Source organism: Pedobacter sp. PF22-3, from assembly GCF_026239555.1.
Taxonomy (GTDB): Bacteria; Bacteroidota; Bacteroidia; order Sphingobacteriales; family Sphingobacteriaceae; genus Pedobacter.
In genome coordinates, this window is the sequence record NZ_JAPIVP010000013.1 from 84,627 (window position 1) to 108,892 (window position 24,266).

Here is a 24,266-nt window from a genome sequence, read left to right on the forward strand (position 1 = left end):
AAACGAAGTTTTATGTACTTTGCAGCACAACAACCATTGTTCGTTTTGGGAATGCAATATTAGGGCTTTTAAATTATTTATGCAATATTTGCAGTGAAAAAATTTTAAAAAAATTTAATACATATATATGAGCCTGATAATCATAGGTACTGTAGCTTTTGATGCTATTGAAACTCCTTTCGGAAAAACTGATAAAATTGTTGGTGGTGCGGCAACTTACGCAAGTTTAGCAGCTTCTTACTTTTATAATAAAGCAAAAATTGTAGCTGTGGTGGGCGATGATTTTCATCAATCAGACATCGACACTTTCACCAAACACGGTGTTGATACCGAAGGACTACAGATTAAAGCTGGTGAAAAATCATTTTTCTGGTCGGGCAAATATCATAATGACATGAATAGCCGCGATACTTTGATTACGGAATTAAATGTATTGGAAAATTTCGACCCGATTATCCCAGAGAGCTACCAAGACTGCGAATATCTGATGTTGGGCAACCTAACGCCACAAGTACAGCAAACGGTAATTAAACGCCTTAAAAATCGCCCAAAATTAATCGTGATGGACACCATGAACTTTTGGATGGATATTATGATGGATGATTTATTGGAAACCATTAAAATGGTTGATGTACTAACCATTAATGATGCCGAAGCACGCCAGCTATCAGGAGAATATTCATTGGTAAAGGCCGCGAAGAAAATCCTTACCATGGGTCCAAAATATTTGATCATTAAAAAAGGTGAACATGGTGCATTATTATTCCACGAAGACCAGATTTTCTCTGCTCCGGCCTTACCTTTGGCAGAAGTATTCGATCCGACAGGTGCAGGAGATACATTTGCAGGAGGTTTTATTGGTTACTTGGCCAAAGTGGGTACCATCAACTTCAACAACATGAAAAATGCAATTATTTACGGTTCTGCACTGGCCTCTTTCTGTGTAGAGAAATTTGGAACAGAAAAGTTATTAAATTTAACCGATGAAGAAGTTGCGGCAAGAATTCAGGAATTTGTAAACTTAAGTTCTTTTACAATAGAAGCTTAAACAGTTCACAGTTTTCAATAAGCAGTTATCAGTTACATTACGCAGATAAATTGAGCCGCAGATTTTAAGTGTCATGCTTAAATAATGCGGCTTTTTTATTGGGCAAATCTTTATCGCAACCTGGAGGCTAGCAAAATTAATTCGGTTGAACGAGTCTAGCTATAGGTACAAACTTTTCAAAAACAGCTTCGGTATGGGGTGCATCTGGCAGCTCATCAGTTAAATCCTGCCCGGCCCAGTGCTCATAATGTTTGCCATTCTTCCACAACCTGCTATCTGTCATATCATAAATTAAACCTTTATAAGCTACCCAGATCTGAGGCTTATCCTGTCCGTTCCGCAAAGCAAGTTGTTGTTTGGTGTAACTTGGTAAATCCATTGGGTTAATTTCGCGCTGAAGATAAAGAAAAGATTTTTAACCATATCTTTAGATGGTATAAAACAGGGCTAAACTTTTGTGGAGCGCGCAGCTTGTACATATCATATCAATACGTTTCTTCCCGTTTTACGCCTGTACACTTCGCTGCCTCGTACCTCGTTGCTGCAGGGTACCACTCCAACCGGGGCTAAGTGGCCGGAGACAGTGTTTCATATTTAGGGTTGGTAAGGTGCAGAAATATGTTTCGTGATGACACGAACCATGGCGGGTGCAAAGATCAATGCAAAGTCTCAGTCTGAGCAGAGTTGAAAACCTTTACCCTAATATTTATAAATCAATCTTCATATTTTGGAGCGCAACGCTTGTACAAATCAATAAGTGTGTTCCTGCTTTATGCTTATACGCTTCGCTGCCTCGTACCTCGTTGCTGCAGGGTATCGATTCAACCGGGGCTAGGTCGCCGGAGACAGTGTTTCATATTTAGGATTGGCAAGGTGCAGAAATATGTTTCGTGATGACACGAACCACGGCGGGGGACTTGTATGGTGCAGAATCCCTGTTCCTAAACCTGATTGTAATGGAAAGCCCGGAGCGCAGCGAGGACTTGTAATGAAAAGCGGGACTGAAACCCGCCAAGCGCTACTGCACATTTGTTTTCCAAAAAAACAAACAATTTTATTTACGCCTGGCTTTTACCACCCTTACTTTTAAAAACCTCGTACAGGTAGATATTCATCAGCAACAGCCCCATTAAATAAAAATGATCTTCGAAAGGGATGGTACCCACCCTAAACCCTATATTTTCTTTATTATTATACATTACCACTGGAATAGCAGTTAAAAAACCGTTTACGATATAAAATGGAATAAGTGAAACCAGGTAAGCTCTGTAAAATTTATACATAAACCTAAATTTTACATTCACATATTCTACGTAGGCCAACACGATAAACAAAAAGCCAAAATTAATTAACGTATACCACCTGTTATAGCCGAAAAATAAAATGGCTACACTAAGCCCAAGGAAAAGATTGCTTAATGCAAGGCTATATTTTTGCAGATCATTCTTTGGAAAATAGGCATTTAAACATTCATAAATAAATACACAGGCATAAGGGACCGTTAAAAAGAATAAAATCTCTTCCAAAGGCAAACCAAAAAGATTTATCCCGACCAGGTAATCGGGATTAAAAGACCATACATTGAGTTTGGTAAATAAGATGTCCCAGATTAAAAAAATAATACCGGTAAGTAATATGGCAGGAAATATAAACTTCCATTTGCTAAAAAAATGGACTTTTTTATCGAATGATAAAACCAGTGGAAAAAAAATTACGGCTATATTAATAAGTAGATAGGTATAATTCATCCTAAAGATATTTTGTTAAAATTTTAACTTCAGCAGGACTGCATTTTTTGCTGTCGATCATAAATTTAGCTACGTTTTTAACCAGCTCTGCATCAGCCAGGCCAAAATTTCCATTTTGATAATGTTTAACAATCTCCTTTTTATCCTGCGCTAAATCTTTACTGAAACCCAGAAAGGAAGGTGTATAAAATTCGATAGAAAAACGCATAAAACGAATTTCCATATTTTCCTTATCCATATCTATTGCCTTTTGCATCGTTTTAAGCGATTGGCCCACATATTTGATCTTATTATAGGGATTCCATGAGTGTTTGGCTTTGAGTGCTTCCAAAGTACCTAAGTAACCAGTAACCAATGCTGTTTTATTGGGTAGTTTGCTCAGTTTGGTAAATAATGAATCAGTGAGTTTAGCATTGTCTACCGCTTTAACCAAATTGGTTTTTAATACCGCAATTTCTGGGGTGGAGAGTTGTGCATAGGTAACGTTGACTGCCGTAAACAGCAGGAAAAATATAATACGTAGTTTAATCATATGTTGCTGGCAAATGTAAGAAAAGCTGGGCGCATTTATTTGTATTGTATTTCAGGATGCAGTCAGGGATTTCGATAAAATAACGTTGCCGTTAAACTAAGTCTATTAAAAACACAGGTAATACAAAAGATTCTTCATTGCATTCAGAATGACGAATCCCATCAATGTCATCCTGAGCGCAGCGAAGGATCTTTAACATAGAGTACTAAACCTTTAACTACTGATCAATTAAGCCGATAAAAAACGATCTAAGCAAAAGATTCTTCATTGCATTCAGAATGACAAATCCCCTCAATGTCATCCTGAGCGTAGCGAAGGATCTTTAACATAGAGTACTAAACCGCTAACTACTGATCAATTAAGCCGATAAAAAACGATCTAAGCAAAAGATTCTTCATTGCATTCAGAATGACAGACGCCCTCAATGTCATCCTGAGCGCAGCGAAGGATCTTTAACCAAGAAAACATTGTACCTAAATCACACATTAAGAAGGCAGTTAAACGGTCAATACAAAAAATTCTTCATTGCATTCAGAATGACAAACTTCTTTTTAATAAAAAATATTATTTTTAATGATGAACCACAATTACTTCGTTTACATCTTAACCAATAAAAATAAAACTGTAGTTTATACTGGAGTCACAAATGACTTAGAGGTCAGATTGAGGCAACACAAAGAAAACAAAGAAAATAAATTTGCCTTTACTAAAAAATACAATTGCTATTACCTAGTTTATTTTGAAAGATTTGAATACATTGATTATGCTATTGAACGTGAAAAAGAAATAAATGGATGGACAAGGGAAAAGAAGAATGCATTAATTGAATTAAAAAATGAAAACTGGGATTTCCTTAACGATTTAATTGCTGAAGAATAACACACAACATCTTCCTTGTTTTTACTGTCATCCTGAGCGCAGCGAAGGATCTTTAACATAGAACATTAAACCCAAAAACACTGATTAATTAAGCTGATAAAAAACGATCTAAGCGAAAGATTCTTCATTGCATTCAGAATGACAAATCCTTTAAATGTCATCCTGAGCGCAGCGAAGGATCTTTAACCACAGAGAAAGGCATTATTTCTATATTACACATTAAAAATGCGGGCTAACTGTCAAAAAAGATTCTTTATTGCATTTTAGCATGACAGATAAGGAATGAGAAAAAACCAAAACAAAACCCAATAAAATTCCTTTATTTACACCATGGAGAAAAAACCCACGGTTACCATTATCGGTGCCGGTTTTGCAGGCATGGCTGCAGCAGCTTTACTGGCCAAAGATGGCTGTGACGTTACGGTTATCGAAAAAAACGAAATGGCCGGCGGCAGGGCCAGAACCTGGCAAAAAGATGGTTTTCTTTTCGATATGGGCCCTAGCTGGTACTGGATGCCGGATGTATTCGAAAACTATTATAACCTATTTGGCAAAACTGCTTCCGATTTCTATTCATTAAAAAGACTAAGCCCCTCTTACCGCATTTATTTTGGCAAAAAAGACACTATTGATGTTCCAGCAACATTGGAAGATTTATATGCATTATTTGAAAAACTTGAGCCGGGCAGCAGCGGTAACCTAAAGTATTTTCTCGATCAGGCCAAGTATAAATATGATGTAGGCATGAACGAGTATGTTTTTAAGCCTTCGCATAGTGTAATGGAATATTTCGACCCCAGGTTAGCCATTAGCGGTATTAAACTACAGCTCTTGGGCAACATGAGAAAACATGTGCACAAGCTGTTCAAAAACGAGCGTTTGCGGAAGCTTTTGGAATTCCCGGTTTTGTTTTTAGGTGCCACGCCACAAAACACACCTGCATTATACAGCCTAATGAACTACGCAGACCTCGTTTTAGGTACCTGGTACCCAATGGGCGGCATGCACCAAATTGTGGCTGCTATGCAGAACATTGCAGAAAGCGAAGGGGTAAAATTCATTTTCGACACGGAAGTAACTAAAATCGAAGTAAAAAACAACCTGGCAGAGTACGTAATTACGAATCAGGGAAATTTTAAAAGCGACTTTGTGGTTGGCAATGCAGATTATCACCACATTGATCAACATCTTTTTGATCAACCGTACCGTAATTACGACAAAAAGTATTGGGATAAAAGAACAATGGCACCTTCCTGTCTTTTATTCTATATCGGCTTAAATAAAAAACTTGACAATATATTACACCACAACTTATTCTTCGATGAAAATTTTGATCAACATGCCGAAGAAATATACAGTAACCCACAATGGCCATCGCAACCTCTGTTTTATGCCTGCTGCCCTTCTGTAACTGATAAAAGCGTAGCACCAGAAGGTTGTGAAAATCTCTTCTTTTTGATTCCGCTTGCACCCGATTTGGAAGATAACGAAAGCAAAAGAGAAGAATACTTTAATGTATTGATAGAACGCTTTAAAAACTTGACGGGAAACGACATTAGCAGCAGCATTTTATTTAAACGAAGTTATGCCATGAAAGATTTTGTGGAAGATTATCATGCCTTTAAAGGAAATGCGTACGGATTAGCAAACACTTTGAAACAGACCGCTTTTCTAAAACCAAAAATGAAAAGTAAAGTAACAAATTTTTTATATACCGGACAATTAACCGTTCCAGGGCCTGGGGTACCTCCTGCAATCATCTCTGGACAAGTGGCAGCAAAAGAAATAAAAAAAAAGTTAAAAAAAGCTTGACAAATTTAAAATTTCCCTTATCTTTATAACCACAAAACAAAAACACTGCAATAATACTACAAAACGCATAATTGTTTGAGGTTTGCATTTGTTTCGAAATAAGAGAAAAGGCGAATTGTTGAAAGAAAACATAAGAATCAACTAACCAAATATATGATAAGCAAAAAGGCCTGGATTTTCCGGGCCTTTTGCTTTTAGGGTGTTTCTATAAAAAGAATCGTCATTATGAGTACTCATCAGGACTTCTCCCTGAAAAAAATGGGGATGACGTCTAAAAAAGATAATCTGATAATTAATAACTTACATTGAAGTCATTATAAGAGACGAATCAATCTTAAAATGATCGCTATAATCCATAAGGATAAGATTGCTTCCTCGGCTGAAGAAGCCTCATCGCAATGACGAATAAGTAACAAACCTCTTTGAAGAAGTCAGAACACATAAAAAAAGGCCCAGATAAATCTGAGCCCCTAATTCTATAATAGATGTATTTTAAGACAATTCCGAAATGGCAATCTCTTTTGAGTAAGTTTTAAGGTATTTTTTCAAAATTCCTCTTGCTACGTGGATACGTGTTTTTACTGTTCCAATCGGAATTTCTAACATATCAGCAATCTCATGGTATTTATAACCTTCAAAATAGCGGATGAATGGCACATAGTATTCTTCAGGCAATTGAGATAATGCTTTATCAATATCACCTAACACAAATTTACTCTCTGCCTGGTTTTTGGTTGCACTATATGATAAGTTTGCAGAAGAAATATCTTCGCTCTGTGTAATTAAAGTATTTGTTTTAACCAATCGGCGATAATTATTAATAAAGGTATTTTTCATGATCGTAAACAACCACCCTTTTAAATTTGTACCCTCTTTGAATTTATTATAATAAGTGATTGCTTTCAGCATAGTATCCTGAACCAAATCATTTGCGTCTTCTGCGTCTTTTGTAAAATTTAAAGCATAAGATCTAAGTGATACCGAGTGATGATTAACCAGATGATTGAATTCAAATTTTGTCATGATATTTAGCTTTAGGAGATTAAAAACAAATCAATTATTGTTCATTCATTTAAACTCAAACAAACTTAATACCAAAATTTTCTGGCATGATACTAAAAGCGCGTAACTACTTCATAGTCAGCTTTCGTCACAGAATATTTACTTCTCTCTCTAAGGTGACCCCAAAAGTAGACTTCACACTGTCTATTATTTGTTCAGAAAAATTATACACTTCTGTACCAGTTGCGTGTCCGTGGTTAACTAAAACCAATGCCTGGTTTTTCCAGGTACCCGTTTGCCCAACCACTTTTCCTTTCCAGCCACATTGCTCAATTAACCAGCCTGCTGCTAATTTAATTTTATTATCAGCCGTAGGATAATGCACCACATCGGGGTGCTTTGCTACAATATCTGCAAATTCATGTTTTTCGATCACCGGATTTTTAAAGAAGCTACCCGCATTTCCTATTGTAGAAGGATCTGGTAGTTTGCTTACGCGAATATGCGATACAGCCGCAGAAACATCTGCAATATTTGGGTTTTTGATTCCCCTGTTCAGCAGCTCGGTTTCGATTGCGCCGTAAGAAGTATTAATTTTGGCTTCTGATGATAAACGGAAAGTAACAGACGTAATAATATATTGCCCCTTCAACGCTCTTTTGAAAATACTTTCACGGTAGCCAAAATGACAATCGTTATAGTTAAAGGTTTTAATTTCTCCGGTTTTAATTTCAAATGCCGTGCAACTTTCGAAAACATCTTTAAGTTCTACCCCATATGCTCCGATATTCTGTATGGGCGACGCACCTACCGTACCTGGAATCAGGCTCAAATTTTCTACACCTGCAAAATGGTGTTCAACGCAATAGTTTACAAAATCGTTCCAAACCTCACCTGCACCGGCAGTTACTAAAACACGATCATCAATTACTTTAGATTGAATGCCCTTGATGCTGATTTTAACAACTAATCCGTCATAATCTTCAGTAAATAAAACATTACTCCCCCCACCTATTATCAGAAGCTGCTTAGATTTTACGATCACATTTTTAAACAAACTGTTCAGATCTGCTTCAGAAAACACTTCAGCAAAGTAACCGGCCCTAACATCTATACCAAAGGAGTTGTATGGTTTTAGCGAAATATTTTCCTGGATTTGAAGCATATTGATTTTGTATTATGCTGCAAAAGTAAAATAAAAAATAGTTAAGGAACGATTTTGGTAATTCCCTTATCAAAATTAAAGCTTAAAACTTGCCTATCACCCACTATGGCTACACCAGAAAGTTTCCAGCCAATAAATTCTGGTTTGATTTTCTTTAAATCCAAAAGACGGTATCTTTCTTTAGTGAGTTTAGCACTAATCAATCCTACACTGTCCGACTCCGCCTGACTCAAATGCTCAATCTGGCTTTCTAACTCAGCTAAAGAAACATCTAACTCATCTCCTTTTTTAATGCTATCGGCATAAGCCTGCGGAGAAATATTGTATAAACTATCCAATTCCGCCCCATCGAAATTCAGATCCAGACTGCTGTTTTCATATTTAGATTCCACTAGGGCAATGGCGCGGTCTTTATCCGTCTTTTTGCTACATGAATATAAGGTTAAAGAAATAATTCCAATCAAAATTGCCAGGCGATAAGTTTTCATACGGCGCGATTTAGCTTTTTAATACTGCTTTACGCACAAACAACAAACCAAAAGCTTTCCCTTTTTCCTTTCCTCTGTTTTTATGGTGGATTTTATGCGCTTTCCGTACCGCCATTAAATAAACATTATTGCTTTTAAAGGTTTTAAATCGCCGGTGAACAAACCAGTCGTGCACTACAAAATAAATTAAGCCATACAAAGTAATGCCTAAGCCAACAAAAAACCTATAACCCAAACTATCCCGATCGATGTACATTAAATACAAAGATGTTGCAGCAAATAATACCGCAAACAAATCGTTCCATTCGAAAAACGATTTTGCTTTCTGGTGGTGGCTTTTATGCATAAACCAAAGCGGCCCATGGAATAAATACTTGTGTATAAACCACGATAAACACTCCATAGCAATGATGGTAAATAGTACAATGAGTATATTGATAAATGCAGACAACTTTTCTAAATTATTGGTTTGTAAAGATATATAAACATCTTCGGAAGCAAAAATATGTCATAAAATTGTAAGCTTACCACTGTTTCAAACTAACTTTTCATGACAAATCATTTTTTAGCACTATTTTTGACCAAAATATTAAAAAAGTCAGAAAGTAGAAAAGTAAAATGATTGTAGCTGATAAAAAGAGAGAGCAAATTATTGATGGTGCTATAAAACGCTTTATTCATTTTGGTATTGGTAAAACCACAATGAATGATATTGCCGAAGATCTATCCGTATCTAAACCATCTCTTTATTATTATTTTCCCGATAAAAAACATTTGATTTTAGGCGTGATAGAAAGAGTATTTAACGACTTCTTTGAACTGATCAAAAAGAAACACAACCCTGATTTACCGGTACAGGAAATTCTTTTTAATACGATTGATGTCCGGAACACATTTTTCCAGAAATATTACATGCTCCGCATTACCGAGGGCATTCCGGATTTACTGAACGATGAAGTAATTAAAGGCAAACTGCATACACTAAAAGAATCAGAAAAAGATTTTTTCGCAGAAATTTTTAGTCAGGCTAAAGCAAAAGGAGAAATTGAACATGAAGACACCACGCATGTTGCCGAGTTATACCTGGAAAGTTTAATGGGCCTTTGCACCATGTGTATTATGGAAACCGGCAAGGACCTTTTCCCAGATAAAAAATCATTAAATAAAATGACGTTAAAGCAAAAAAACCTGACTTCTATATTTGTGAGAGGCTTAAGGTGTACAGACTAAAAGTTTAACGTGGCATGAATAAACAGCCTCAACTTTACAGGCTGAAATAAACAGAGAAGAACCCAAAAACAAAAAAACAATACATTATGCTTAAAATAAAAATGGCAAAATTAATGCTCATTGTTATTATCGGCTCGGTTTTACCGCAGCTGGCAATTGCACAGCAGCAAATTACCTTAAAAGAAGCGCTCACCTTTGCGCTCCAAAACAACACTAAAATACGCAATGCCAAATTAGACATTGAAGGTGGAAGATACAAGGTACAAGAAGTAAGGGCACAAGCATTACCACAACTTACCGGAAATGTTGGTTTAACTTACAACCCTATTATTGGCCAGTTGGTGGCAAATTTCGGCGGACAAACACAGGCAATTAAACTTGGCCAGAACTGGAATTCAACCGCAGGGGTTCAGCTTTCACAGCAATTATTTAACCAACAGGTTTTTACCGGACTGCAGGCTGCACGATCGAGTGAAGAATATTATAATCTTACTTCGCAGTTAACTGAGGAACAAATTATCGAACTGGTAGCTAACAATTACTATCAGGTTTTGGTAAACAGGCAACAACTTAACGTGATCGATACTAACATCAAAAATGTTAAGATAGTTGAAAAAATTGTGGGCACCCAGTATAAAAATGGTCTCGCTAGAAAAATCGATGTAGACCGGATCAGTGTAAATTTAACCAACCTGAACACGCAACGCGAGCAAGTCATCAATGCGATTACCCAATTGGAAAACCAGTTGAAATATTCGATGGGAATGGCGGTTGCTACCCCAATTAGCCTACCTTCTACCGAACTAACAGAAGTAACCACATTACCCATGTTTACAGATTCTATCGATCTGGCTAACAGAACAGAAGTTAAACTTTTAAATAACCAGGATAAACTTTTATCCCTACAAAGAAAAGCTTATGTGGCCGAATACTACCCTAGTTTAGCCTTAACAGGCAACTATACCTATTCAAGCCAGAGTGATAGTTTTGATTTTCTTAAATCAAATGCTGCTGCTATCGGCTATGGAGCGTCGGCCATTGGTTTAACTTTAAAAGTACCCATTTTTAACGGTTTCTTAACCCGTTCTAAAATCCGTCAGGCTGATGTAGAGATTAAAAAAGCTCAGGAAAGCAGAAAAGAAACCAACAATGCATTAAATCTCGCTTACGAAAATGCAAAAATACAGTTGCGCAATAACTTAAACACCATTAAGGCACAACGCAAAAATGCCGATTTAGCTCAGGAGATTTATAGTAGCACCCAAAATAATTACAATAACGGTTTAGCATCGCTAACCGATCTTTTGGATACTGAAAACGCACTTACTTCGGCACAAAACAGTTATACCCAGGCTTTATTAAATTATAAAATTGCCGAAATACAATTAATCAAATCAAACGGAAATATTAAATCGCTAGTACAATAGAAATGAAAAGAGTAATTACCATAATCATCGTAGTTGTTGTTGCCCTTGGTGCAATAGCTTATGTTTTAAGCAACAATAAAAAGAAGAACGAAGAAAAAACTGCTTTCATTGCTAAAGGTGGTGGTGCTGTTGCCGTTCGGGTTGCACAGGTGGAAAGAAAAGCTGTGGATTTAGATTTCAGTGCGAACGGAAACTTTATTCCTAAACAGGAACTTAACTTCTTATCGGAAAATGCTGGCCGGGTTAAGGCTATTTATGTAGATGAAGGCGACAGGGTGAGCAAGGGACAGGTTTTAGCCCGCGTTGATGCCGAAATTATCAATACGGACAGAGAAACTGCCCAGGCTACTTACGAAAATGCAAAAAGAGATGAAGCCAGATATCAAAGCTCATTCGAAACTGGCGGCGTTACGCAACAACAGTTAGATCAGGCTAAATTGGCTACAAAAAATGCTAAACTGCGTCTACAGGCTTCGCAAAGAAGATTAAGCGATGCGAACATTAAATCGCCAATTAACGGCATTGTAAACAAAAGATACATCGAAGTTGGTGCTTTTGTAACTGCTCAGGGTACACAGTTATTCGAATTGGTTGATGTTTCCAAATTAAAACTCAAGGTAAATGTTAACGAATCGCAGGTAGCCAACCTTAAAATAGGCGATAAGATCGAGATCAAATCTTCGGTTTTCCCAACGGATAATTTCTCGGGAAAAGTAACCTTTATCGCAGCTAAAGCGGATGCAACCTTGAATTTCCCTATTGAAATTGAAGTGGAGAACAGCCATAAAAATACTTTAAAAGCCGGTATGTATGGAACCGCAGTATTCAAGTTCCCTAAACAGGCACCAAGCATTCTTATTCCACGTACATCATTTGTGGGTAGCGTAAGTAGCAATCAGGTTTTTGTATTGGATAAAGCCAGCAATACTGCCAAAACCCGTAATGTGGTAGCAGGTCGTATTTTAGGAGATAATGTTGAAATTCTTGATGGCTTAAAAGAAGGTGAAACTGTAATTACCAGTGGACAGATTAACTTAACTGAAGGTACTCCCGTGAGTATCGTGAAGTAAGTTCGCAGAATTTTCAGCTTTTAAAAACGCGATATGCCAATCGCAAAAACGCAATACGAATTAAAATGAAGATAACAGACATATCTATAAAAAGGCCTTCGCTGGTTATTGTGGTATTTACCGCACTTACTTTGCTTGGGTTATTAAGTTACTTTTCGTTGGGCTATGAATTACTTCCAAAATTCTCCAACAACGTAGTATCTATTTCGACCATCTACCCTGGTGCTTCACCAAATGAGGTTGAAAATACCGTAACCAAAAAGATCGAGGATGCGGTATCATCGATGGAAAACATCAAAAAAATCAACTCTGTATCGTTTGAGAGTTTATCAACAGTAACCATTACGCTAACAGATGCCGCGAACATTGATATCTCGTTAAATGATGCACAAAGAAAGGTTAATGCCATTCTTTCTCAATTACCGGAAGATGTTAAAACGCCCTCACTGAGTAAATTCTCACTTGATGATTTACCGGTAATTACCATGACGGCCTCTGCCAATATGGACGACGTAAGCTTTTACGATTTAATAGACAAACGTATTGCCCCGGTAATTTCGAGGGTAAGTGGTATTGCACAGGTAAATTTAGTAGGTGGTTCTGAACGTGAGATTCAGGTTTCACTTGATGCCAATAAATTACAGGGCTATGGCCTTGCTGTTCCTCAGGTACAACAAATGATTCTTTCTTCGAACCTGGATTTCCCTACCGGAAGTGTAAAAACGCAGAACCAGGACGTATTAATCCGTTTATCAGGTAAATATAGAAGCATTGAAGAATTGAGAAACCTGGTTTTAACCACAGGTAAAGATGGTGCACAGATCCGTTTAGGCGATGTGGCCGATGTTCAGGATTCGCAAAAAGAAACGGAAAAACTAGCCCGTATCGATCGTAAAGCATCTATTGCCATTCAGATTATCAAACAAAGTGATGCGAACGCCGTAGAGGTGAGTAAAGGTGTACATGCCATTATTGCCAAACTTAAAACAGAATACGCCGCCAATAAGCTTGATATGAGGATTGTAAATGATAGTTCGATCTTTACTTTAGAATCTGCTGATGCGGTAATCCACGATTTAATCTTAGCGGTTATTTTGGTGGCCTTCGTGATGCTTTTCTTCCTACACAGTTTACGTAATGCGTTAATTGTAATGGTATCGATTCCGGTTTCATTAATCGCTACATTTATTGGTATCAGCTTATTTGGCTTTACTTTAAACCTAATGTCGCTGCTCGGACTATCACTCGTGGTAGGTATCCTGGTAGATGATGCGATTGTGGTACTGGAAAATATCCAGCGACACATGGAGATGGGTAAAAACAAAGTGAGAGCAGCCTCTGATGCAACAAGAGAGATTGGTTTTACAGTTGTATCCATTACTTTCGTTATTGTGGTCGTATTCTTCCCGATTGCGGTAAGTACCGGATTGGTATCTAATATCTTACGCCAGTTCTGTATCGTGGTAATTATTGCAACATTGCTTTCATTGCTAGCTTCATTTACTATTGTACCACTTATCTTCTCGCGTTTCGGTAAGTTAGAACACATTGAAGGCAAAAATATATTCGGCCGTTTTATTCTCTGGTTCGAAAAACAGTTAAAGAAATTTACCCTTTGGATCACCAGCATTTTAACATGGTCTTTAAACCATAAAGCGATAACTTTAATTGCCGTGGTGGTGATGTTCTTAAGTTCGTGCGGTTTACTGGCCGGCGGTTTTATTGGATCAGAATTCTTCCCTAAATCAGATAAAGGTGAGTTCTTGGTGCAGTTAGAATTGCCAAAAGATGCCTCTTTAGAGCAAACCAACTTCCTCACTCAAAAAGCGGAAGCTTTCTTAGATAAACAACCTGAAATTACGCAGTTAATTACTACTGTTGGACAATCGACCGGTGATTTTGGTGGTACACAAGCTACAGCCTATAAATCGGAAATTAATGTTAAGCTTGTTGAACGCGATCAGCGAAAAGGCGTTTCTTCAGATATTTTCGCAACCAAAATGAGCCGTGCACTAGCTAAAGAATTAATTGGTGCAAAAGTAAAAACCGTTCCAATCAGTATTTTGGGTATTGCAGAAAATGCACCGATCCAGTTAGTGGTAATGGGTTCTGATTTGGATAGCGCCTTGAAATATGCTGAGGGTGCACAAAAAGTGCTTGCTTCTATTCCTGGTGCTACGGAGATTAAATTATCTGTAGAGAAAGGTACACCGGAGATTAACGTTCAGGTAGACCGAGATAAAATGTCGGCAGTAGGCTTAACCTTACAAACCGTAGGTTCGACCATGCAGACTGCTTTTGCGGGTAATACCGATGGTAAATACCGTAAAGGGGAGTACGAGTATGATATTAACATCCAGTATCAGAACTTTAACCGCCAGAATATTGACGACGTGCGTAACCTGATTTTTGTAAACAATGATGGCAAACAGATCAAATTATCACAGTTTGCAACCATTACAGAAGGTTCAGGTCCAAGTCAACTGGAGCGTTTAAATAAATCTACTTCGGTATCGGTTAAGGCACAATCAATCGGTAGACCGACAGGAACTGTAGTTGCGGAGTTCCAGGCTAAACTGGAAGAAATGCAAAAAAATGGTAAACTTAAAGCGCCGATCGGCGTAAGTTATAGCTGGGCGGGTGACCAGGAGAACCAGAGCGAAGGTTTTGGTACTTTAGGTATCGCTTTATTGGCCTCGATCATTTTAGTATACCTGATTATGGTTGCGCTTTACGATAGTTTTATCTATCCGCTGGTAGTAATGTTTTCACTTCCTTTAGCAGTAATCGGAGCGTTGTTAGCTCTTGCTTTAACCAATAACTCAATTGGTATCTTTACCATTTTAGGTTTAATCATGTTAATGGGTCTGGTAGCAAAAAATGCGATTATCCTGGTCGATTTTACGAACCATTTAAAGGCTGAAGGTAAAGAAACCAAAGAAGCGCTTGTATTGGCCAACCATGCACGTTTACGACCAATCTTAATGACAACCATTGCCATGGTATTTGGTATGCTTCCAATTGCCTTGGCAAGTGGTGCTGGTGCAGAGTGGAAAAATGGCTTGGCATGGGTAATTGTAGGTGGATTAACCAGTTCATTGTTCTTAACCTTAATTGTAGTACCGGTGGTATACTTGATGTTCGACAGAATGTTAGAACGCTTTGGTTTCAATAAAAAAGGAAAAACTATAGATGAGTTAATGGTTGAACCATATGACCATAAAGATGTAAATGAATACGATTTAGATCACGGACATTAATCTCTCCAAATTAACAATCAATTAGCCCCGACCCCAAATCGGGGCTTTTTTGTAAAGTTTTAAACCCATGATCATGATTTTTTGTGTTCACTGATAAATTAAAACATAAGAAATCTCAAGTGCCATGGTTCATGTCACCACGAACCATTAAACCGCCTTAAATTTCACGGGAAGATAATTCTACCCTACTGTATCCAAACAAATTGTTAATCACATTGTATATTAGTGATTATGTTCAAAATTATCCTTAGTCTGTTCTTAATCTGTTCTACACTTCTGGTAAAAGCTCAACATCCACCTATTTTTGCGGCTATGCATACCGATTCGAGCTTCGTTAAACTCTGCAATCTGGATATTACATTGGCAAAATACAGTTATAAACCCAATGGCGTAAGGTTTTTAGTGGTACATGACAATGAAGATACCGGCGTAAAAGCTGGTTTTGATTATATCCGCTGGTATGGTGGCGAGCTGATCGACAGCCAATATGGATCGGTGAGGGATTATTATTTCACCTATATGGACGACCAATACCGCATAGATCCAAATGCGATATACACCGAAGTGGGAGTTAATACCAGGTTAAAGAAAAACCAATTCAGCTCTAACGAAGTGGAAAAAGCCATATTAAACGCAGGAAAGCAAATTGTAGATTTTTACGACCCAAAAACTACGGGCTATTTTTTAACCCTTCATAACAATGCCGATGGTGGTTTTGGTATTTCTTCTTATTTACCAGGTTATGATTTAGCCAGCACTGCCGATTCGGTATACATCAACTTTGAAATGGATGGCGACGATCTGATTTATGTAACAGAGCCAAGATTGTTCAGCAGTTTAAAAAAGGCCAATGTAAACGTCATTCTTCAATCTAAATTTGCCACTAATGACGGGTCTCTTTCGGTTTACGCCATGCAAAATAACATTCCTTACATCAATGTAGAAGTACAGCATGGGCATCTGGAAGAAAACTTCAGATTAATCGAGCTTGCAGTTGCAGCCTTAAAGGAGCATGGATTGGTAAAGAAAGAATAACATACTAGATTTACTAGAGACTCAACGCTAGTAATCGTCACCCTGAATTTATTTCAGGGTCTTAGCAAAACGGATCCTGATGCACCCTAATAAAAATAAAACACTGTTTTGGCCACTGAGCCAGTTGGAGCGGTCCCCTCCAGCAACGAGGTACGAGGAAGCGAAGCGTACAAGCGGAAAAAGGGAAGAAACTTAGTGTTTTGTAAAGGCCTTGCGCTCCCTTTGCTCAAGATATTTTTTAGGAAATGAGCGTTCAATAGTTCTTGGTGGTTTGCAGTCCCGCTTTTCATTTCAAGTCCTCGCTGCGCTCCGGGCTTTCCATTGCAATCGGGTTTATTAACAATGGTTTCTGCACCCTGCAACCCCGAAAATGAAATGCTGTTTTGGCCAACTAGCCCCGGTTGAAGCGATACCCTGCAGCAACGAGGTACGAGGAGGCAGCGAAGCGTATAAGTGTAAAGCGGGAACACACCTATTGATTTGTACAAGCATTGCGCTCCAAAATATGAAGATTGATTTATAAATATTAGGGTAAAGGTTTTTAACTCTGCTCAGACTGAGACTTTGCATTGATCTTTGCACCCGCCATGGTTCGTGTCATCACTAAACATATTTCTGCGCCTTGCTACCCAAAAAATGAAATACTGTTTTGGCCATTTAGCCCCGGTTGAAGCGGTACCCTGCAGCAACGAGGTACGAGGAAGCGAAGCGTACAAGCAAAAAACGGGAAGAGCCGCTATTTTGCCCACAGGCACTGCGCTACAAATAACAGATATATTTCGCTATGTAATGAAACTTAGTTTATCTCTTTAATTTTCGCAACCAAAAAAATAATCAGCATACCAAACACAGAAATAATCCCGAAAGAATAGCGCAGGCTGGACAATTGCGAAACGTAACCGATTAATGGTGGGCCAAATAAAAAAGCAAAATAACCGATGCTCGAAACCATGGTTATGGCTTTACCGGCTGGTACTTTCTTATTGTTGCCCGCTATGCTATATACCATGGGCACAATGCTCGAAACACCCAAACCAATAAGCATAAAACCAAAAATAGCAATGAACAGATTCGGGAATATTACCGCAAGTGCCATACCTATAGATATAATGGCCCCACTAATTTGCAGGAGATTTTTTCGCCCGAATTTTCCGATTAAAAACACCCCCATAAATCTTCCGCTGGCCATCATAAACATGAATGATGCATAACCGATAATGGCCTTATTGTGCGGCAATTTTACTACATCCTCGAAGTAAATAGCACTCCAATCGAACATGGTGCCTTCGGTAGCCATACTGCAAAATGCAATAACGCCTAATAACACTAAAATACCTTGAGGCATGGTAAAAAAATTCGTTTTCTCTACTACGGTATCTGGTTTATTGTAATTGAGTAGTTTTTCGGAGTTAAATAACACATTGGTCAAAGATATTAGGGCTATGATCCAAAAATGGGTATACATACCTAATTTCAAGTTAACCAAACCAAGTGCAATTAACGCACCTGTTAAATTTCCGATACTCCAGGCGCCATGAAATGAACTCATAATAGGTTTTCCATAATAGTTTTCGCCAGCAACACCCTGTGTATTCAAAGCAATATTACATAGATTACCTGTAATGCCAAATAAAACCAAAAAAGCAGCCAATTGCCAACCTGTAGTGGCTAATGCTAAAAAAGTTAATGCAATGGCATAAAGCGGCGCTGTTGCCCTTAGCATTTTCTTACTGCCAAAATGTGTGGTTAGTTTTGCAGAAAAAAACATGGTTATAATCTGCCCTGCCGGTAATGCAAAAAGTATAGATCCTAATTCTGCATCATTTAAACCCATTGAGGCTTTAAAAGTTGGAATCCTGCTGGCCCAACTGGCAAAACAAACCCCTTGCATAAAGTAAAAGGCAGATATGGCTAAACGTACTTGTTTTGGAGAGCTTTGCGCTAATGGAGGTTTATCTTCTTGTTTAATTAAAAATTCCTGTTCTTGCGTGCGCTCTTCCAATGTGATGTTTTAAAATTATAAAACGACAAAGTTCTTTAAATCTATTGAAAATACCGACAGGTTTTTAACATTTTATCAAAATATTTTGCTGTTTACCCAGTTAAAACATTAAATTTTCCATTTTTCCAATTTATAGGCGCTGTTCCAGAACATCCATTCTAAACGAGTAGCCATTTCGAAAGCATCCAGCATTTTTTGTTGAGTTACAGCATTCGCCTGTGCTGCCAGTTCATCTGTAATATCAATTGCTTTTTCTACTGCAGCTGCAAATTCCACCCCCGCATACATGTCAATCCACCTTTTGTAAGGATTTCTGCTTCCATTTTGCTGAGCAAATATATGATCACCTACAGCCTTATAAATCCAAAAGCATGGTAAAACAGCTGCTACGGCTATTTCTATATTGGCATAGGCAGCCTGACTAAGGATATAACTGGTATACAAAAGCGTAGATGGAGTAGGTTGAACATCGCTTGCTAAACCAAATTCTACAAAATAGCTTTCGTGCAGATTACGCTCAGCAAAAATAGCACCTGTAGAAAACCCGGCGAAAGCCATCACCCAATCTGCATTTTGCATACGTCCGCTAATGGCGCTTAACGTCCGCCCAAATTCTAAAAGGTAATAGGCATCTTGTGCTAAATAGAAGATAAATTTTTCTTTTGGCAAGGTACCATTGCTCAGCTCCGTATTAAAGGGCATGTTTAAAATTTGGTTATAGATGGGTTTAACCCTTTGTAATGCCCGTTCGCTCCACTTCATTGGATAATTAATTTTAAAGGTTCGAAAAAATGGTTTAAAGGTCCGTTGCCTTCACCTGTTTTTATTTCACTACCAGCTTGTAATGCCCGGCTGATGTAGTTTTTCGCATTTTTAATAGCATCCAGCAACGTTTTGCCTTTAGCCATTTCGGCAGCTATAGCTGATGAAAGCGTACAACCTGTTCCGTGCAAATTTTTAGAAGCAATAAAAGTACTTTCGAGTATCACAGGAACATCGCTTCCACAAATAAAAACATCGTAAATTACCGGGCCTATTAAATGTCCTCCTTTAACCAGAACAGCTTTTGCCCCTTTTTCAATAATTTTCTTACCTGCAGCAATCATATCATCAAGGTTATGAATGGGTTGCCCGCCCAGAATAACGGCTTCATCAATATTAGGGGTAACCAGGCTTACTATTGGAAACAATTTGTCAATTAATTGCTCAACGGTATCGGGTGCTATTAATTTATGACCACTCGTAGCAACCATTACCGGATCTAAAATTACAGGTACATCCGCAGCGTAATTTTTAAGTTCTGTTTCAATTACATCAACCACTTCTGCCCGGTTAATCATACCGATTTTAATCGCAACAGGTGCTATATCATCCAATACTGCTTGTAACTGATCTTTAATTATCGTGGCGGGAATACCATGAACGGAACGCACCCCTAGTGTATTCTGCGCGGTTACGGCTGTAATTACCGAGCTACCAAAACATCCCAGGGCCGAAAAGGTCTTCAAATCTGCCTGAATGCCAGCGCCGCCACCACTATCTGAGCCAGCTATTGTTAATACTTGTATATAATTCATTGCTAAAGACTTCATTTTGTTGTACAACTTCAGGAGTCTTCAAATGCCGAAGGCATTTTATGCAATTATTGCAGACAAACTAATTTCCTACGCCGGCATGATCCGGATCAGGTCCATTTGAGGTTGATGGCTGGAGGGTTTTAAGGCTGAAGGAATTACCCTCTACCTTTTTACCTTCTACCTTTAACCACAAAAAGGGTATATTCTCAGCCAACTTATTTGAAGGCACCCCTAAAGTTTTTATTGTTGCAATATAGGGCTTAATTTTAATTCTTCGTTTATGGAAATGAATTATATGCGAAGAGTTGTCAACTTAATAGCGAAAGGCCTATTAAGTTGACAACTCAAACAAAAAATCCCGATATAAATACCGGGATTAAACATAATAATTAATATAGGGATTGAGAGACTATATTTTATCAGGTTGATAGAACCGAACGGTACCGTCTCCTTCATTTGAAACAATTAATAAACTTCTGCCATTCGGGCTATCTTTTGGTTTAACAAACATCAATCCTTCTGGTGCATCGCCAGTAGAGAATAGCTGAACAAATTTTGGCGCTGCAGGGGTGCTTACATCATAAATAGCTATCGCATCTGCACGTTCCAGGCCAATAAACGCCAGGGTTTGTCCGTTTACCTGGGCAACCGTTACACTTTCTACTTCAACACCTTTATTATCTGAGCGATCGTCATCATATTTACCAGCATCAATTACGTGTTGTTCAAGATCTTTCCCAATGTTGGCTACTAAAGTTCCGGTGTTTGCATTCAAAATACTCACACTTCTTCCTCCGGTTGAAAATAATTCCTGGTATATTTTGTTTGTACCAACCATGGTAAAACCAGCGGTATTGGTTACCGTAAGTCTTCCAAGGTTTGCATCTAACTGCAAAGTTGCAGCATTGGGGAACTTAACCGGATCCAAAATAAGATCCTTTACGCGAACCTCTTCTTTTGATTCTTTTGGTGTATAGTCCTGGCGGGTATCGCCTTCATTGGCCAGCGCCAGATACGCTGCACCATTGGCCGTAAAACAGGAAATTGCATCTGGCAGGTAATAAGCTTTTATTGGCCACGTACCCAAAACTTTTTTACCATCTTTATCGCTAACATCGAAAGCGTTTTCTGCCAGGCTAATATCTCTCGTGCCTAATGGAAAAATCTTGGTAATGGTTCCTGCTAAAATATCTACTTCGGCAACACCGTTGTTTTCTTGAAGCGTAACATAAGCTTTCTTAGAATCGCTGCTTACTGCAATGTATTCTGGCTCGATATCCTGGGTAAAACTGGCATTGTAACCATATATCCTGAAACCACCAGCCAGCAATGAAGCTTTTTGCGATTCAAAAGCTGAAAAATCTATTGTTTTTACCAAATAATTATCTTTGATACTGATGATTGAAATGGTTCCTTTTGGATCTACCGTATAGGCCAGATTGGGCTCACCTTCATTAGCAGATAAAATGTAGTTGCCATCCGGACTAAAAGTTACCATATCTGGCATAGCACCCACCGTAATTTTTTTAACTTCTGATAAATCTGAAGTTTTCAGTACCAAAATATCACCATTACCTTGTTTATCAGCCCCATCTAAAGCAATTGCCAATAAACCGTTATTTACTGCAACGCTATTAATACCAGCATTTGCTGCAAAGCTTAAAGTTTGCAATTTTGTAACAGCTGGATATTTGCTCATGTCTACAACATCAACTTTGGTACCACCATCATTACTCACTACAAATAATCTTTTGGTTAAGGGATCGTAGGCGGAAATTTCAGAAGCGAATTCGCCACCTAAATCAATAGATGCAGTTTCTTTAAAGCTGTCGATTTTTTCTGGAACAATAGCTTCGACCGGAGGATCTACAATCGGATCATCGGTTGAATCTTTTTTGCAGGCAGCAAATGCCAACGACGCAATAAGGATTGCACCAAATAGTTTTTTACAATTCATGGTTTGTTTAATATCTGAGCCGCAAAAATAGAAGTGCAAAACGCTATTTTTCAGCCTGCGAACATTATCATTTGGTTAAGGAATTGTGAAGAAAAGACTAGAGCGGAAAGGGGAACGCAGAGCTGCCTTCATTTCGAGTATAGTGCAACGAAGTCGAGAACCCGGAGGCTCTGCACAGCTAAATCTGCCTAAATAGATCTCTCCATTTCACTGCGTTACAGTCGGGATGACGGTAACGCTGGGGTGGTTATCCCGTTAAACTTTTTTTATCATTAAAGCATTCTCGCAATGATGGAGAGGGACTAAAACAAAAAAATCCCGATATAAATACCGGGATTTTTTATTCGTTTTGCCGAAACAAGTTCAGCTACTATTATTAAATATGTATTGCTCTGTTATCAGTTGCAGCAAGAGCTGCTTCTTTTAACGCTTCGGTATAAGTTGGATGCGCATGGCAGGTACGGGCAATATCTTCAGCAGATGCGCGGAATTCCATTGCAATAACGGCTTCAGCAATCATATCTGCAGCACGCGGACCAATCATGTGTACACCTAAAACCTCATCAGTTGCAGCATCAGCCAAAACTTTAATGAAACCATCGGTATCCATACTTGCTTTAGCACGTCCGCTGGCTTTGAATGGAAACGAACCTGCTTTATATTTTGTTCCTTTTTCTTTCAACTGCTCTTCGGTTAAACCTACAGAAGCCACTTCTGGCCAGGTATAAACCACTCCAGGGATTAAGTTATAGTTAATATGTGGTTTCTGACCGGCAATGGTTTCGGCAACGTAAGTACCTTCATCTTCTGCTTTGTGTGCCAACATTGCACCAGTAATTACATCTCCAATGGCATAAACACCAGCAACCGAAGTTTCTAAATGTTCATTTACAGGAACTTTTTTACCTCTTTCTTCTACTGTAATTCCTATTTTATCTAAACCTAAACCTTCGGTATAAGCCGTACGACCAACAGCTACGATACAATAATCAGCGTCGAAATTTACGGCTTCACCCTTCGCATTTTCGGCAGTAACTGTTACTGTTTTACCATTATTTGTAGCACCGGTAACTTTATGATTCATGAAGAATTCCATACCTAAGTTTTTCTTCAATACGCGTTGAAGTTCTTTACCTAAACTTGCATCCATTGTTGCAATGATGGATGGTAAAAACTCAATTACTGAAACTTTTGTACCTAAACGGGCGTAAACAGAACCTAACTCCAAACCGATAACACCGCCACCAATTACAACCATCGACTTTGGAACTTCTTTAATATTTAAAGCCTCTGTTGAGGTAATAATGCGTTTTTTATCGATTGGCAAAAATGGCAAGGCTGTAGGCTTGGAACCCGTAGCAATGATCACATTTTTAGCGGTTAAGGTCTCTGTAGAACCATCAGCCTTTGTGATTAAAACTGTGTTTTTATCTACAAATGAACCAACGCCTTCATAAGAATCGATTTTATTTTTCTTGAATAAATAGGTAATACCGGCTGTATTTTGTGCAACAACATCGTCTTTACGGGCGATCATTTGTGGCATATTTACCTTAAGGCTTTTTAAATCGATACCGTGAGTAGTAAATGTATGAGCAGCGTTGTGAAAATGCTCTGATGAATCTAACAAAGCTTTTGATGGAATACAACCTACATTTAAGCAAGTACCTCCAAAAGTTTTATATTTTTCTACTACAGCAGTTTTTAAACCTAACTGAGCACAACGGATTGCGCCTACATAACCGCCCGGCCCTGAACCGATAACAACGACATCGTATTGCATAATTTCTTAAGTAATTTAATTAGCCAAATGTATGTAAAAAAGGCGAAAAGCTAAAAGTAGAATAGGCAATAGTATTGTCATTCCTGCCATCCGTACGGTTCATGAACCCATAGCCAGAACAAATGCGCTAATACTGGTGTCGGAATAGCATGATCCCAAAAAATTCAATGGCTATAAGTTGCTGAGCAAAAAAACATTTTACTTTAAGACCATAAAATATAGGATTCGTTCCAGTACACAAATAAATAACT

20 protein-coding genes are annotated in these 24,266 nt (G+C 38.2%); 8 read left to right on the forward strand and 12 right to left on the reverse strand.

Annotation, left to right across the window (positions count from 1 at the left end):
• The first annotated feature begins 127 nt into the window (after positions 1–127).
• Positions 128–1,048, forward strand: a complete 921-nt coding sequence (locus tag OQX63_RS16560) for a PfkB family carbohydrate kinase (protein WP_265851931.1) — start codon at positions 128–130, stop codon at positions 1,046–1,048.
• A gap of 136 nt (positions 1,049–1,184) precedes the next feature.
• Here OQX63_RS16560 and OQX63_RS16565 read toward each other — a convergent pair whose 3' ends face one another.
• From OQX63_RS16565 to OQX63_RS16575, 3 genes are all read right to left on the reverse strand, one after another.
• Complete coding sequence (locus tag OQX63_RS16565; protein WP_265851932.1) at positions 1,185–1,427, reverse strand: cytochrome b5 domain-containing protein; 243 nt, start codon at positions 1,425–1,427, stop codon at positions 1,185–1,187.
• A gap of 679 nt (positions 1,428–2,106) precedes the next feature.
• The gene (locus OQX63_RS16570) at positions 2,107–2,796 is read right to left on the reverse strand and encodes a lycopene cyclase domain-containing protein (protein ID WP_265851933.1); all 690 of its coding nucleotides are present in this window, start codon (positions 2,794–2,796) and stop codon (positions 2,107–2,109) included.
• Between the two features lies 1 nt (position 2,797).
• Positions 2,798–3,328 carry a hypothetical protein gene (locus OQX63_RS16575; RefSeq protein WP_265851934.1) on the reverse strand — a complete coding sequence of 177 codons (531 nt, stop codon included), beginning with the start codon at positions 3,326–3,328 and terminating at the stop codon, positions 2,798–2,800.
• Positions 3,329–3,901: 573 nt separating this feature from the next.
• Between OQX63_RS16575 and OQX63_RS16580 the strand changes: the two genes are divergently transcribed.
• The gene (locus OQX63_RS16580) at positions 3,902–4,207 is read left to right on the forward strand and encodes a GIY-YIG nuclease family protein (protein ID WP_265851935.1); all 306 of its coding nucleotides are present in this window, start codon (positions 3,902–3,904) and stop codon (positions 4,205–4,207) included.
• 330 nt (positions 4,208–4,537) lie between these two features.
• The gene (locus OQX63_RS16585) at positions 4,538–6,019 is read left to right on the forward strand and encodes a phytoene desaturase family protein (RefSeq protein ID WP_265851936.1); all 1,482 of its coding nucleotides are present in this window, start codon (positions 4,538–4,540) and stop codon (positions 6,017–6,019) included.
• 492 nt (positions 6,020–6,511) lie between these two features.
• Here the strand turns inward: OQX63_RS16585 and OQX63_RS16590 are convergent, their stop codons facing one another.
• The 4 genes from OQX63_RS16590 to OQX63_RS16605 form a co-directional block, all read right to left on the reverse strand.
• Positions 6,512–7,042 carry an RNA polymerase sigma factor gene (locus tag OQX63_RS16590; RefSeq protein ID WP_265851937.1) on the reverse strand — a complete coding sequence of 177 codons (531 nt, stop codon included), beginning with the start codon at positions 7,040–7,042 and terminating at the stop codon, positions 6,512–6,514.
• 127 nt (positions 7,043–7,169) lie between these two features.
• Positions 7,170–8,186 (reverse strand): UDP-N-acetylmuramate dehydrogenase, encoded by a 1,017-nt coding sequence (murB, locus tag OQX63_RS16595; protein WP_265851938.1) that lies wholly within the window; start codon positions 8,184–8,186, stop codon positions 7,170–7,172.
• Between the two features lie 41 nt (positions 8,187–8,227).
• Entirely contained in the window at positions 8,228–8,674 is a 447-nt protein-coding gene (locus OQX63_RS16600; RefSeq protein ID WP_265851939.1) for a hypothetical protein, read from the reverse strand.
• Between the two features lie 10 nt (positions 8,675–8,684).
• Complete coding sequence (locus tag OQX63_RS16605) at positions 8,685–9,125, reverse strand: sterol desaturase family protein (RefSeq protein WP_265851940.1); 441 nt, start codon at positions 9,123–9,125, stop codon at positions 8,685–8,687.
• A gap of 167 nt (positions 9,126–9,292) precedes the next feature.
• On the opposite strand from OQX63_RS16605, the gene OQX63_RS16610 reads away from it, so the two are divergent.
• The 5 genes from OQX63_RS16610 (at position 9,293) to OQX63_RS16630 (ending at position 16,696) form a co-directional block, all read left to right on the forward strand.
• On the forward strand, positions 9,293–9,904 hold the full coding sequence (locus OQX63_RS16610; protein ID WP_265851941.1) for a TetR/AcrR family transcriptional regulator: 612 nt from the start codon (positions 9,293–9,295) through the stop codon (positions 9,902–9,904).
• An 86-nt stretch (positions 9,905–9,990) separates the two neighbouring features.
• Positions 9,991–11,331, forward strand: a complete 1,341-nt coding sequence (locus OQX63_RS16615; RefSeq protein ID WP_265851942.1) for a TolC family protein — start codon at positions 9,991–9,993, stop codon at positions 11,329–11,331.
• A 2-nt stretch (positions 11,332–11,333) separates the two neighbouring features.
• Positions 11,334–12,401: an efflux RND transporter periplasmic adaptor subunit gene (locus OQX63_RS16620; protein WP_265851943.1), complete on the forward strand. Its 1,068-nt coding sequence runs from the start codon at positions 11,334–11,336 to the stop codon at positions 12,399–12,401.
• Positions 12,402–12,466: 65 nt separating this feature from the next.
• Positions 12,467–15,661 (forward strand): efflux RND transporter permease subunit, encoded by a 3,195-nt coding sequence (locus OQX63_RS16625; RefSeq protein ID WP_265851944.1) that lies wholly within the window; start codon positions 12,467–12,469, stop codon positions 15,659–15,661.
• A gap of 231 nt (positions 15,662–15,892) precedes the next feature.
• Positions 15,893–16,696, forward strand: coding sequence for a hypothetical protein (locus tag OQX63_RS16630; protein ID WP_265851945.1), 804 nt, complete (start codon positions 15,893–15,895; stop codon positions 16,694–16,696).
• A 796-nt stretch (positions 16,697–17,492) separates the two neighbouring features.
• Here the strand turns inward: OQX63_RS16630 and OQX63_RS16635 are convergent.
• From OQX63_RS16635 to lpdA, 5 genes are all read right to left on the reverse strand, one after another.
• A complete protein-coding gene (locus OQX63_RS16635) occupies positions 17,493–18,698 on the reverse strand; it encodes an MFS transporter (protein WP_265851946.1) in 1,206 nt (401 codons plus the stop codon).
• Positions 18,699–18,806: 108 nt separating this feature from the next.
• Positions 18,807–19,460, reverse strand: coding sequence for a TenA family protein (locus OQX63_RS16640; protein ID WP_265851947.1), 654 nt, complete (start codon positions 19,458–19,460; stop codon positions 18,807–18,809).
• Positions 19,457–20,275: a bifunctional hydroxymethylpyrimidine kinase/phosphomethylpyrimidine kinase gene (gene thiD / locus OQX63_RS16645; RefSeq protein ID WP_265851948.1), complete on the reverse strand. Its 819-nt coding sequence runs from the start codon at positions 20,273–20,275 to the stop codon at positions 19,457–19,459. Before thiD ends, OQX63_RS16640 begins: the two co-directional genes overlap by 4 nt.
• Before the next feature lie 409 nt (positions 20,276–20,684).
• Positions 20,685–22,232 (reverse strand): choice-of-anchor I family protein, encoded by a 1,548-nt coding sequence (locus tag OQX63_RS16650; RefSeq protein ID WP_265851949.1) that lies wholly within the window; start codon positions 22,230–22,232, stop codon positions 20,685–20,687.
• A gap of 376 nt (positions 22,233–22,608) precedes the next feature.
• The gene (gene lpdA / locus OQX63_RS16655) at positions 22,609–24,015 is read right to left on the reverse strand and encodes a dihydrolipoyl dehydrogenase (RefSeq protein WP_265851950.1); all 1,407 of its coding nucleotides are present in this window, start codon (positions 24,013–24,015) and stop codon (positions 22,609–22,611) included.
• Between the last annotated feature and the right edge of the window lie 251 nt (positions 24,016–24,266).

Excerpts from the sequence above, each read along its gene's own strand:
- OQX63_RS16570 (WP_265851933.1), bottom strand. The coding sequence starts at position 2,796 with ATGAATTATACCTATCTACTTATTAATATAGCCGTAATTTTTTTTCCA.
- OQX63_RS16590 (WP_265851937.1), bottom strand. The coding sequence starts at position 7,042 with ATGACAAAATTTGAATTCAATCATCTGGTTAATCATCACTCGGTATCA.
- OQX63_RS16565 (WP_265851932.1), bottom strand. The coding sequence starts at position 1,427 with ATGGATTTACCAAGTTACACCAAACAACAACTTGCTTTGCGGAACGGA.
- OQX63_RS16630 (WP_265851945.1), top strand. The coding sequence starts at position 15,893 with ATGTTCAAAATTATCCTTAGTCTGTTCTTAATCTGTTCTACACTTCTG.
- OQX63_RS16650 (WP_265851949.1), bottom strand. The coding sequence starts at position 22,232 with ATGAATTGTAAAAAACTATTTGGTGCAATCCTTATTGCGTCGTTGGCA.
- OQX63_RS16600 (WP_265851939.1), bottom strand. The coding sequence starts at position 8,674 with ATGAAAACTTATCGCCTGGCAATTTTGATTGGAATTATTTCTTTAACC.
- lpdA (WP_265851950.1), bottom strand. The coding sequence starts at position 24,015 with ATGCAATACGATGTCGTTGTTATCGGTTCAGGGCCGGGCGGTTATGTA.
- OQX63_RS16620 (WP_265851943.1), top strand. The coding sequence starts at position 11,334 with ATGAAAAGAGTAATTACCATAATCATCGTAGTTGTTGTTGCCCTTGGT.
- murB (WP_265851938.1), bottom strand. The coding sequence starts at position 8,186 with ATGCTTCAAATCCAGGAAAATATTTCGCTAAAACCATACAACTCCTTT.
- OQX63_RS16615 (WP_265851942.1), top strand. The coding sequence starts at position 9,991 with ATGCTTAAAATAAAAATGGCAAAATTAATGCTCATTGTTATTATCGGC.
- OQX63_RS16560 (WP_265851931.1), top strand. The coding sequence starts at position 128 with ATGAGCCTGATAATCATAGGTACTGTAGCTTTTGATGCTATTGAAACT.
- OQX63_RS16610 (WP_265851941.1), top strand. The coding sequence starts at position 9,293 with ATGATTGTAGCTGATAAAAAGAGAGAGCAAATTATTGATGGTGCTATA.
- thiD (WP_265851948.1), bottom strand. The coding sequence starts at position 20,275 with ATGAATTATATACAAGTATTAACAATAGCTGGCTCAGATAGTGGTGGC.
- OQX63_RS16640 (WP_265851947.1), bottom strand. The coding sequence starts at position 19,460 with ATGAAGTGGAGCGAACGGGCATTACAAAGGGTTAAACCCATCTATAAC.
- OQX63_RS16585 (WP_265851936.1), top strand. The coding sequence starts at position 4,538 with ATGGAGAAAAAACCCACGGTTACCATTATCGGTGCCGGTTTTGCAGGC.
- OQX63_RS16625 (WP_265851944.1), top strand. The coding sequence starts at position 12,467 with ATGAAGATAACAGACATATCTATAAAAAGGCCTTCGCTGGTTATTGTG.
- OQX63_RS16575 (WP_265851934.1), bottom strand. The coding sequence starts at position 3,328 with ATGATTAAACTACGTATTATATTTTTCCTGCTGTTTACGGCAGTCAAC.
- OQX63_RS16580 (WP_265851935.1), top strand. The coding sequence starts at position 3,902 with ATGATGAACCACAATTACTTCGTTTACATCTTAACCAATAAAAATAAA.